Origin of the sequence: Nostoc sp. PCC 9305, from assembly GCF_963920915.1 — a bacterium.
Taxonomy (GTDB): Bacteria; Cyanobacteriota; Cyanobacteriia; order Cyanobacteriales; family Nostocaceae; genus Nostoc.
Genome location: NZ_CAWUDN010000021.1, coordinates 80,713 through 91,196, shown reverse-complemented (window position 1 = coordinate 91,196; position 10,484 = coordinate 80,713). Strand labels below are relative to the sequence as shown.

Sequence of the window (10,484 nt, the reverse complement as noted above, 5' to 3'; positions counted from 1 at the left end):
TTTATCCAAAGAGAAGCATTGTCTTTTAATCTGCGATCACCCCGTGGTCGATTACGATTTTTGTGTTCTTCACCCATACTTTGTCTGCGCGAAAGTACTTTTTGCAATTACTGCATTTATACCTGATTGTAGTAAATTTCCTCCCAAAATCTACTAATTCTTCCCAAGGATTTTCATTTTCATTTTCATCTTCTGGAATAACTGTAAATTCCGCTTTTTCCCCACAGCATTTGCATCTCATAAAAAACCTTTCTATCCAGGTAAATAAGACAAGCAGTAAGATATGTAATCATTCTCTTAATACTGAGGGAGAATTACAGCACTTTGCAAGTAAGTGAGGTACAAATGCAGGACTAACGCATTAGATAGAGTTTCTACTTCCTGCCTTCTACCTCGTACTTCATACAAAAGAAAACTGCTGTAATTCTTTATTGTGCAGTAGTAAGAAATAATTTATATCGTTTTATCTTACATTTTAATACATAGCACAAGAAAATCCTGATGGATGGGAAGAAAACCGTACAAGTACTGTTGATTTGTGATAAATCAGTCTAAAGAGCAACAATTTTATAGCGGTTAGGTAGTTCAATGATGCGATCGCCAAAGTAGGACGATGCAAGAATTAAGGCTTCTGCCACTAAAATAGAAAAATCATTCAATAGCGAAGTGTTTATGGGTAATGAAGTTGAACTACTTGAACACTGGCGAGAACTCACACCCCAAAAGCAACAAAAAGTTTTGGAGTTTGTTGAACTACTTAAATCTGAGCCAGAAACAACACCCGCCGAATCTGATTTTGTGCCACAAACACCCTTAGCTAAAAAATTATGGTCGATCCGACAACGAGCGATCGCTGCTGGATTGCAACTTCTCAATGAAGACGAAATTGAACTTGAACTTGCTGAACGTCGAGGTGGATTCCGTGAGTCGTAAGAAGACTTACATAGACTCTGGTGTACTCATCAGCGCTTTCTGTGGCATTCAGTCAGTCAGCATCAGAGCGAATCAAATTCTTAACGATGAAAATCTGGAGTTTGCCTCAAGTAGCTTCGTTCAGTTAGAAGTCTTACCTAAAGCAACTTTTAATAAGCAACAAGACGAAGCAGAATTTTACGAAACATTTTTTAGTGCTGTCATCCACTGGGCAACTGACTTAGAGCAAATTATACAGAATGCTTCTCAAATTGCCTGTACTTACGGTTTAGCTGCAATGGATGCACTTCATGTGGCGGCGGCTCTCCAAATTCAAGCCGATCAACTGATCACTACTGAAAAGCCAACCAAACCAATGCACCGAGTAACGGAAATCCAGATTATTTCAATATAAAGCGATCGCTCACAACCAAAAGCTTCGCAGCAAACAAGGCAATTTAGGGCATTGCTGATTCCATGTATGAAAATGATTTTGAAATACCTGCATCAAGTAGCAATGTTGCCGCGGAGAATAGTAATCCCCGATCAAGCAACAGTTTCATAGCAGTTGGGTAGTTCAATGATGCGATCGTCCAAGTAGGACGATGCAAAAATTAAGGCTTGCTGAATATCTTCATCTTCTAATTCGGAAAACTCTTGGCGCAGTTCTTCTCGATTAGGGTAGGTAGCTAATAACTCAATCACCCGACGAACGGTAAGGCAAAGATTACGGATACAAGCTTGTCCATTCATGCGATTAGGATTGCTAGTGATGCGATCTAATTTCATGCCATTGCTTATTTTAGTTTCTTACTTGCGCCCAATTTTATAAGCAAATTATTGATTAACATTATTTAGGCATTATAGCGGTTTCCGCATGGGTAAGGTAAAGAAAGAAATAATTAACTACAAATAAATGATATATCGAAATCAATGCGTGACTTACTTAAATAAACTAGCAAACAAGCGAAAATAGTTAAGCATGTAGAGTGGGCATTTTGCCTACTCTAACAGCTTCTAATGATTAAGTATCAACTGAACCAAATATCAATCATCACCTCTGCTATCCTTGTCTTCCCCTTTGATCTTCTGCGCTACGAAACCAGGCAGATCGTTACTGTCAACCGCAAAAACGAAAAACTTGTTTGGGTTGTCAACACTTGTCGAATGGTAAGTATCCGGTGCTAAAGTACCAAGAAAATCGTTGTCATTGGCGATGAATAATGTATGCTTTTCCACTCCGTTGATCTTCACATCTTTTCCGAAAGCTAAACCTTCAAGCTTGGCAGGAATGTTCTCTTCTTTGATGCCGTTTTGAGTTAGTGCAGCTACCACATCAAGGAATAGGGTCTTGCTTACTGCCTTACCAACAAGGTTGTTTTCCCCGGTGATATTGCTTACTTCTTGAGCATTTGTCAGATCGATCCGATAGATTTTCTTAAAGGCAGCTTTGGAGCCGTCGCCAAACCCCTTGCCATCACGTTCATCTACTAGGAATTGGCGATCGCTAATGGCCAAAATCTCGCTGACTGTGGGATACTTGGGTTTAGCCGCCGTACCAATATTATCTAGTTGATAGACGTATTCCTGAGTAGCACCTGTGGCGATGTCAATTTTGACAATTCTGGTATAAGCACCATTAGTACCACCGTCCTGGAGTAGTGGACTCTGCAAAATGCCAAACAGGGTTTTACCATTGGGAGTAATTGCAAGTCCTTCCATACCTTTGTTCGTAACCCGACCGGACGTGTTACTACTGATCTCTGTATCACTAACGGGACTCAAGTTGCTGACTGCAAACTTGCTAGGTAAGTTAAAGACCCTCATCCGCTTACCTGTATTGCGATTAAATTCATATATATAGGGGCCGTATTCATCCGAGATAAATATCTGTTCTCCACTGTTGGATACACGCACTCCTTCAGGATCGAAACGCGCATTGTTGGTATATGTTGAGATTTGGGTGGGGTTAAAGTTGTCTGAGCGTCCAGTGAAATAGTTTTTATTGTTGCTATTTAAGGCTGGTACACCGCTAGGTACACCTAATCCCGCACCACTTCCGTAGTAAAGAGGGTCTTTGCTAAATAGCAGAGTTGTGTCAATTAAGGAAGGGGTAAGGGTGAAAGGCAATGCTGAACCAAGTTCGCTTGGTACAAGTTTCAGTTTTATAGTTTGCAAACGGTTGATATAGGATGCTGTATCACTCACAGCGCTGTTGTATGCCACCGCATTTGGGCCTCGGTCGGGGATACCAATAAAGGTATTATTGCCAGCGTAAGCTAGTCCCGACCCTAGACCACCCAAGAGATTTCCCGCAATGCCGTTTTCCAAAGGAGCAGATGTTTCGGTGGAGCGATCGCCTATCTTGCCATCTAGGCTCCCAATTGCAATCAACTTAACCTCTGCATTGGCGGCGGGAGCCATTGCAAATAACACCAACAATGACAAAATAAGACTTTTGTTGAGCATATCAGTTCTATTGTGAAAAGACAGTATTTATTGAAGAATATTGTCAGTTTTTTTACTTTTTTAGTATCTATTACCAGTAGTTAAGCAAAAGTTAAGCTTAGATTAAATAAAAATATTAAAGTTTGTATAAAACTTTCACTAGTAGCATTCACAATCTGCTATCGAGAAACAAATAAAAACCACGTTATATATAAAAATTGGTAAAGATAAAGTCTAAAACGTAAAAATTAAATAATTATTAGGACTTACGCAAAAACCCTCTCAAACTCTCATTCCTCCGTGAACTCTGCGCCCTCTGTGGTTCGTTTTCCGTTACCCGTGCGTAAGTCCTAAATTATAATTCAAAAGTAAAATTAACAATTCAAAATTAAAAATATTAGCGACTAATTTTATAAACTTCAGAAATAAAACTGGATTTCGATATTTCCGCTCAACAACGTCAAAAAGTAAACAAAGTGTTTAAAAAAACTTAACTAGATAAAATTTGCCACTACCAAAATATAACCAAAAATTACTCATGGCTTAACCATTAACCATAAATATCTGTATTTGAATAGTTATGGTTATCCTATTATAGAAAAATTGCATGAAAACTAGTAGAAACCAAGGGTATCTATTAAGTCTTTTGCTGTTAAGTAGCTTGAGTGCAAGTATACAATCAGCTAGTGCTGGAACTACCAGACCCGTTGGTAACTTAGGGGGTGGAGCCGCTTTGCTACCCACAGGTCAAATCATCACGCCCGCAGCAGCACCAGGCTCGACGTTTGCACCTTTATCAACTGGTTTGCGTACAGATGATAATGCTGATGCTGCTGAAGCCGTAAGCACAGCCCTTAGTCCTGATGGAAAAACTCTACTGGTTCTTACCAGTGGTTATAACCAAAACTTCAAAAATGAAAATACAGGTAGTACTTTCACTTATCCTGTATTAGATCCGCTAACTGGTAAGCCAAGTGGTACAACAACCCCCAAAGCAGAATGGGTTTTTGTCTATGATCTCAGTAGCGGTAAGTTAGTTAAAAAACAACAGATTAATATTCCTAATACTTATAATGGTTTGGCTTGGGCTAAAGATAGCTCGCGCTTCTTTGTATCAGGTGGAATTGACGATCGCGTGTATGTTTATGCATCTAATGGTAGTCAGTACGTACCAGATGCTCCCTTTATTTTACTAGGTCACAATTCTAACCAAACTGCACCCTTCCCTAAATACGATGGTGGTTTGTTGAAGGATACACCAGCTAAGGCTGTGAGTACAGGAGCAGTTATAGCGGGTATTGCAGTTAGTAATGATGGCAAAACTTTAGTAGCTGCAAACTTTGAGAATGACTCTATATCAATCGTTGACACTCCTACCCGTAAGGTAACTAAAGAAATTAAGTTCTTTAGGGCAGGTGATAAAATAGCAACCGGTGAATTTCCTTTTGATGTCGCTATCAAAAGTACAGAAAACGGTCAAGCAGCTAAAGTTTTTATTAGTAGTCAGCGCGATAACGAAGTAATTGCTGTTGAAATTGCTTCTGGAAAAATCACTCGTATACCAGTGGGTAGCCAGCCAAACAAAGTACTGCTTTCGACCGATCAAAATCGACTATATGTAGCTAATGGTAATGATGACTCGATTTCAGTCATTGATACAAATAGCAATAGAGTTGTTCAAACCATCTCTCTGTCTCGCCCTGGTGATAAATACAAAGGTGGCAATCCCAACTCTTTAACTCTCAGTCCAGATGGAGGAAAACTTTATGTGACTCTAGGCGGCGAGAATGCGATCGCTGTTGTGGACTTGCAAGGTGGTCGGGTGAATGGACGCATCCCCACTGGCTGGTATCCTAATTCTGTAAGTGTCAGCCTTGATGGTCAAAGACTTTACGTTGTCAATGCTAAAAGTAATTCCGGCCCCAACCCGTCAAATAGTCGGACGACACCGGCAGGACTTGCACGTAACACCAATTTTAAAAACGATTACACCTGGGCTTTAGAAAAAGCTGGGATCTCAATTATTCCAGTGCCAAGTAGCAGTACTTTGGCTATGCTTTCAACGCAGGTAGACAAAAACAACGGTTTTTACAATCGTCGTCCTGACCGGATAATGAGGTATTTACAAGGCAAAATTAAGCACGTTATCTATATAGTTAAAGAAAACCGTACCTACGACCAGGTACTTGGTGACTTACCTATCGGTAATGGCGACCCAGCACTTACCTTATTTCCCTACAAGATTTCACCCAACCATCACAAGCTGTCCCTTGGTTTTGCAACCTTTGATAACTTCTACGACAGTGGCGAATCTAGTGGAGTAGGTTGGAACTGGTCTACTTACGGTCGTACTACAGACTACACCGAAAAAACTCAATCAGTTCTTTACGGTAACGCTGGCTTTAACGGCTTAACCTACGATTACGAAGGTACAAATCGGAATATCAGTCTGGCACTACCGCAAACTTCCTCGAATAACTCGCCAATCAATACCCGCATAACAGGAGTTTTAGATCCTTCTGGGCGGTCTTCCATATTACCTGGAGACAGGGATGTTGATGCTCCCGAAGGAGATGGTAATCTCCAGCCGGATGCCATTGGTGGTTATCTGTGGGATACGGCGCTACGTGCTGGCAAGACTGTACGCAATTACGGTTTCTTTGTTGATAACGCAATTCCTTACACCACTAGCCAAACCGATCCAACCAAACCCGATCCGAAAAACCCAGCTTATATCCCTATTTCCCCAACGCCTTACGCTGACAAGATTCCTCAAGCTCCCGTTACTAAAACTGCATTGTTGGATAAAACCGATCTTTACTTCCGGTCATTCGATCAAAATAATGCCGATATTTATTTGTACAACGAATGGGAAAGGGATCTTCAGCAAAATGGACTACCCAATTTAATGCTTGTGCGTTTATCTCACGATCATTTTGGTTCTTTTGGCACTGCTTTATTTGGACTAAATACTCCTGAATTGCAAATGGCAGATAATGACTATGCTATTGGCAAGCTGGTAGAGAAAATTTCTCATCTGCCGGAGTGGAAAGAAACAGCAATTTTCATCATTGAAGATGATTCCCAAAATGGGCCAGATCATGTTGATTCCCACCGTTCGTTAGCCTACGTTATTTCGCCCTATACAAAACGGGGTGCGCTCGTTAGCACTAACTACAACACCATTAATATATTGCGGACAATGGAGGATTTGTTAAATATTAACTATTTGGCAATTACTGATGCTAATGCCGAACCAATGTCAGATGCTTTCACAAGACAACCGAACTTTGAGCCTTACACAGCTGTTGTGCCAGGTAATTTGTGTGCCAAACCTGTAGATCCGAAACTAGTACCAGCTTGCCAAGACCCCAATGTTGAAAATACAGCAGCTATGCCTATTCTCAATGATGCCAAATGGTGGGCTGCTATGACCAGGGGTTTCAATTTTATCGGTGAAGATAACCTCGATGCAGAGGAATTTAACGAAATTCTTTGGGAAGGAATTAAGGGCGATAATATTCCTTATCCGGAAAAACGTAGCGGTAAAAACTTACGGCGAAACCGCGATCAACTTCTAAAAAATTGGCAATTGAGTCAAACGAATAACTCTACTGGCACTAAGAAATAAGTATTAGGCGTCTGGTGAAAATGTAGAGACGTAGCAGTGCTATGTCTCTACAGGGTTTAAATAGTTTATTTATCTAATGCAACAGGAAAATTGAGATGAAATTGTTTCAAAAATTAGCGATCGCTACTAGTCTGGTTCTCGGTTTAGCTACCTTAACCACTAAATCTGCATCGGCTGCAATTATTAATTATGCGTTCAATGTTGATAGTTCTACAGCTAAGGGTAACGGTCTATTTAGCTTTGATGACTCAACTTTCAGTAATGATAATATCCCAGTAGCGCCAGTTCAATCGCTAAGTTTTAAATTCGATAACGATCCCAATATTTACACCGCAAAGGATGATGTTGAATATCCAGATTATCCCGTTGCATTTCCAACTGTATCCTTGGCAGATAACGCACCTATTGGATTGCTGTACAGCTTCCTTGACAAAGCTAATCCTGACAAAAGTTACGAAATTGCTGGAACATTATTTTCTGTCTCCTCTGAAACTTCCGATTCCGGTATAGTTTCTTATCGACAAGTACCTGAACCTAGTACTTTAGGTAGTACATTTCTTCTTGGCACTATTGGCTTGTTCATAAAAAAAAAGGTAAGATCGATCAAAAACATTAAAGCTTAACCTCGACTTAAGAGGGTGTAATCCCGCATTTCTCACAAGCTTCAGGCGTTTGATGATGAGTAATGAGTAATGAGTAATAAGCAGATTGCAACAGGTGCATTATTGTGCAATAACTTGTAGATTCTTACTCATTACTCCTTACTCACTACTCATTACTCCTCCATTCGAGGTGTGGTGAGAAATCCGGGTAATGTGGTTGGGTTTCCACCTGCATATACTCTCTTAATAATTGTATTAAAAAAAGCAAAACTCCAATGAAAACCACTGGTATTCATCATGTAGCTATTATTTGTTCTGACTACGATCGCTCCAAAGCATTTTATGTCGAAACTTTAGGCTTTCCGATTATTCAAGAGACTTTTCGCGCCGCCAGAAATTCTTATAAATTAGATTTAAAAGTTGCAGAAAATACTCAAATCGAACTATTCTCTTTCCCAAATCCTCCAGAACGACCTAGTAAACCAGAGTCTTGTGGTTTAAGACATCTTGCTTTTCAAGTTGATGATGTAGAGGAAACTGTTGTTTATTTAAAATCTAAAGGGTTGGAGGTAGAAAATATCAGAGTTGATGAAATTACAGGTAAGAAATATACTTTTTTTAAAGACCCAGACAATTTACCATTAGAAATTTATGAGCGTTAAAATTACTGCTGACAGGTAAACTTCTTATCACTATAGACAGGACTTACGCAAAATATCTCTCAAACTCTTATTCCTCCGTTTTCTCTGTGTCTCTGTGGTTCGATTTTCCGTTACTTGTGCGTAAGTCCTATATAGATAATGAAGCGATTGCACCACTGTAATTGTCAATCTACTAAAATCAAGTTTTTTTGATTCTAAAGTCAACTTTACTACATAAAATTTATCTGGTTATTTGGAGGACAGTAAATACTTCTACCAAAAGAATCGCCAGTTTCAGCATCCGTTAATTCTACAAGTTTAGCGTTATTAGTACAGACACTTCTACCTTTAGCCATTCTCAACTCACCTTGAACAAAACCAGTCACTATCCACACCATTCGGTTGTTAGAAATCGATGATTTGTACTCTCCTGTTTTGGCTGCAAATTCCTCATATCTTGTAAGTTTTACTTCTGTGATTCGCATCTTACTAGACTTTTTGATAACACTTTCAATTGTCATCAAGTGGCTTGCTGGTAAGCTATTATTTGCAGGATATATTCGTACTCTTGAGTTGAATGGTATTGGTTGATTGACTGGCTTTTTTGTCTGTACTGGTTTCGCGGTGACTGTCTGAACTAGTAATAAATTAGTGGTGCTAGCAAATATAAACGCAGATAATGAAATTATTGTAAAAATATTAACTGTAGTGCAAATGCGCTTCATAATGCTCAGAATTTTAACAACTTCATACCACTTTAAGCGATCGCCTCCGTGAGTGTTTGCATCATCGCGCCAGCAACTCTATTCTGTCAGAACATCAAGTTTAGCCAGTATTCTTAAGCCTTCCTCTCGGTTGCCAGTTGCGGCCATTGGTTTAAATCTGGTATATTCCCAGTCAAAAAACTCAAAAGCGTAGGCGCAGCCCGTCGTAGACATCGCTAGTAGATAAATATCTGCAATATCAGGCTAAAGAACCCAGGATAATGAATCATAATTAATCTCTATAGCTTTGAGTTATCAGCCATCAGCCACCAGTTACCAGCCGGAAGCTGAGATGCCGAATAATCAAGGCTTTTGATTCAACTTAACGAATTGACTATGAATTCTGAACAAATCAAAAATTCTCTAAATATTTCGCCAGCGATACGTGTGGGAGTACTGGGTTTTGGCGGACTCGGACAAGCAGCCGCTAAGGTAGTTGCTGGCAAACGAGAAATGATTTTAGTCGCAGCAGCAGATCAAAAAGGTTACGCTTATGCTGCTGAGGGTTTAAATACTGAAAAATCTATTGCAACCTATCAGTCCCAAGGTTCGGTGGGTTATTTAGAGCCAATTGGTACATTAACCAATCAAAGTATTCAGGATTTAATCGAAATAGCTCAAGTAGATGGGTATTTTTTGGCTTTACCCAACCTGCCAAATGACTTTATTCCCAATGTCGCCAAGGAATTTATCAAATCTGGTTGGCGTGGGGTACTAGTAGATGCGATTAAACGCACCACTGCTGTAGAACAACTCCTAGCGATGAAGGAGGAACTGCAAGCCGCCGGGATTACCTACATGACAGGATGTGGTGCTACCCCTGGACTATTAACAGCAGCAGCAGCTTTAGCCGCTCAAAGTTATGCCGAAATTCATCAAGTTGAAATTACCTTTGGGGTGGGAATTGCGAACTGGGAAGCTTACCGCGCCACTGTTCGGGAGGACATCGGCCACATGCCTGGTTACACAGTAGAAATTGCTAGGGCGATGACTGACGCAGAAGTAGAAGCACTACTAGATAAAACTAATGGCGTGCTTACCTTGAAAAATATGGAACACGCTGATGATGTGATGTTAGAAGTAGCCGGAATAGTAGGGCGCGATCGCGTTACAGTTGGTGGTGTAGTCGATACCCGCAATCCCAAAAAGCCCCTCAGCACCAATGTTAAGGTAACAGGACGCACCTTTGAAGGAAAGATTTCTACCCATACCTTTACTTTGGGAGATGAAACCAGCATGGCAGCCAATGTCTGCGGCCCTGCTTTTGGCTATCTCAAAGCTGGTAGACAACTGCACCAACGCGGCATCTATGGAATATTCACCGCTGCTGAAATTATGCCCCAATTTGTTAGGTAAATAGGGGACTGGTGACTAGCAATAAGCTATTGCGCCTTTAATTTGCACTAATATTTTTCAAATATGATTGTGGGGTGGGCATCTTGCCCGCCCTGATAATGCAAGTTGTATACGTAACAGCTTACCCAAT

At 40.3% G+C, this 10,484-nt stretch carries 9 protein-coding genes and 1 pseudogene; 6 read left to right on the top strand and 4 right to left on the bottom strand.

What is annotated here, in order from left to right:
* Positions 1-672 precede the first annotated feature (672 nt).
* Positions 673-933 (top strand): hypothetical protein, encoded by a 261-nt coding sequence (locus ACM0OX_RS10475; RefSeq protein WP_414514814.1) that lies wholly within the window; start codon positions 673-675, stop codon positions 931-933.
* Positions 923-1,327: a type II toxin-antitoxin system VapC family toxin gene (locus ACM0OX_RS10470; RefSeq protein WP_414514813.1), complete on the top strand. Its 405-nt coding sequence runs from the start codon at positions 923-925 to the stop codon at positions 1,325-1,327. Before ACM0OX_RS10475 ends, ACM0OX_RS10470 begins: the two co-directional genes overlap by 11 nt.
* A 131-nt stretch (positions 1,328-1,458) precedes the next feature.
* On the opposite strand, the gene ACM0OX_RS10465 is transcribed toward ACM0OX_RS10470, so the two are convergent.
* Positions 1,459-1,701 (bottom strand): DUF433 domain-containing protein, encoded by a 243-nt coding sequence (locus ACM0OX_RS10465; RefSeq protein ID WP_414514812.1) that lies wholly within the window; start codon positions 1,699-1,701, stop codon positions 1,459-1,461.
* Between the two features lie 258 nt (positions 1,702-1,959).
* Entirely contained in the window at positions 1,960-3,381 is a 1,422-nt protein-coding gene (locus ACM0OX_RS10460; protein ID WP_414514811.1) for an esterase-like activity of phytase family protein, read from the bottom strand.
* A gap of 586 nt (positions 3,382-3,967) precedes the next feature.
* Between ACM0OX_RS10460 and ACM0OX_RS10455 the strand changes: the two genes are divergently transcribed.
* The 3 genes from ACM0OX_RS10455 to ACM0OX_RS10445 all read left to right on the top strand — a co-directional run bounded on the left by ACM0OX_RS10455 (position 3,968) and on the right by ACM0OX_RS10445 (position 8,255).
* Positions 3,968-6,991 carry an alkaline phosphatase family protein gene (locus tag ACM0OX_RS10455; RefSeq protein ID WP_414514810.1) on the top strand — a complete coding sequence of 1,008 codons (3,024 nt, stop codon included), beginning with the start codon at positions 3,968-3,970 and terminating at the stop codon, positions 6,989-6,991.
* Between the two features lie 95 nt (positions 6,992-7,086).
* Complete coding sequence (locus ACM0OX_RS10450; RefSeq protein ID WP_414514809.1) at positions 7,087-7,614, top strand: PEP-CTERM sorting domain-containing protein; 528 nt, start codon at positions 7,087-7,089, stop codon at positions 7,612-7,614.
* A 254-nt stretch (positions 7,615-7,868) separates the two neighbouring features.
* Positions 7,869-8,255: a VOC family protein gene (locus ACM0OX_RS10445; protein ID WP_414514808.1), complete on the top strand. Its 387-nt coding sequence runs from the start codon at positions 7,869-7,871 to the stop codon at positions 8,253-8,255.
* A 209-nt stretch (positions 8,256-8,464) separates the two neighbouring features.
* Here the strand turns inward: ACM0OX_RS10445 and ACM0OX_RS10440 are convergent, their stop codons facing one another.
* Together ACM0OX_RS10440 and ACM0OX_RS10435 are read right to left on the bottom strand one after the other, a co-directional pair.
* Entirely contained in the window at positions 8,465-8,959 is a 495-nt protein-coding gene (locus tag ACM0OX_RS10440) for a hypothetical protein (protein WP_414514807.1), read from the bottom strand.
* 78 nt (positions 8,960-9,037) lie between these two features.
* Positions 9,038-9,124, bottom strand: a pseudogene (locus ACM0OX_RS10435) (toxin-antitoxin system HicB family antitoxin); the annotation flags it as partial.
* Positions 9,125-9,334: 210 nt separating this feature from the next.
* Here ACM0OX_RS10435 and bioU point away from each other — a divergent pair.
* Positions 9,335-10,354 carry a (S)-8-amino-7-oxononanoate synthase BioU gene (gene bioU / locus ACM0OX_RS10430; RefSeq protein ID WP_414514806.1) on the top strand — a complete coding sequence of 340 codons (1,020 nt, stop codon included), beginning with the start codon at positions 9,335-9,337 and terminating at the stop codon, positions 10,352-10,354.
* The last annotated feature ends 130 nt before the right edge of the window (positions 10,355-10,484 follow it).

What these genes read in the sequence shown, in the direction of transcription:
- ACM0OX_RS10475 (WP_414514814.1), top strand. Translation starts at nt 673, where the DNA reads ATGGGTAATGAAGTTGAACTACTTGAACACTGGCGAGAACTCACACCC.
- ACM0OX_RS10465 (WP_414514812.1), bottom strand. Translation starts at nt 1,701, where the DNA reads ATGAAATTAGATCGCATCACTAGCAATCCTAATCGCATGAATGGACAA.
- ACM0OX_RS10460 (WP_414514811.1), bottom strand. Translation starts at nt 3,381, where the DNA reads ATGCTCAACAAAAGTCTTATTTTGTCATTGTTGGTGTTATTTGCAATG.
- ACM0OX_RS10455 (WP_414514810.1), top strand. Translation starts at nt 3,968, where the DNA reads ATGAAAACTAGTAGAAACCAAGGGTATCTATTAAGTCTTTTGCTGTTA.
- ACM0OX_RS10450 (WP_414514809.1), top strand. Translation starts at nt 7,087, where the DNA reads ATGAAATTGTTTCAAAAATTAGCGATCGCTACTAGTCTGGTTCTCGGT.
- ACM0OX_RS10445 (WP_414514808.1), top strand. Translation starts at nt 7,869, where the DNA reads ATGAAAACCACTGGTATTCATCATGTAGCTATTATTTGTTCTGACTAC.
- ACM0OX_RS10440 (WP_414514807.1), bottom strand. Translation starts at nt 8,959, where the DNA reads ATGAAGCGCATTTGCACTACAGTTAATATTTTTACAATAATTTCATTA.
- bioU (WP_414514806.1), top strand. Translation starts at nt 9,335, where the DNA reads ATGAATTCTGAACAAATCAAAAATTCTCTAAATATTTCGCCAGCGATA.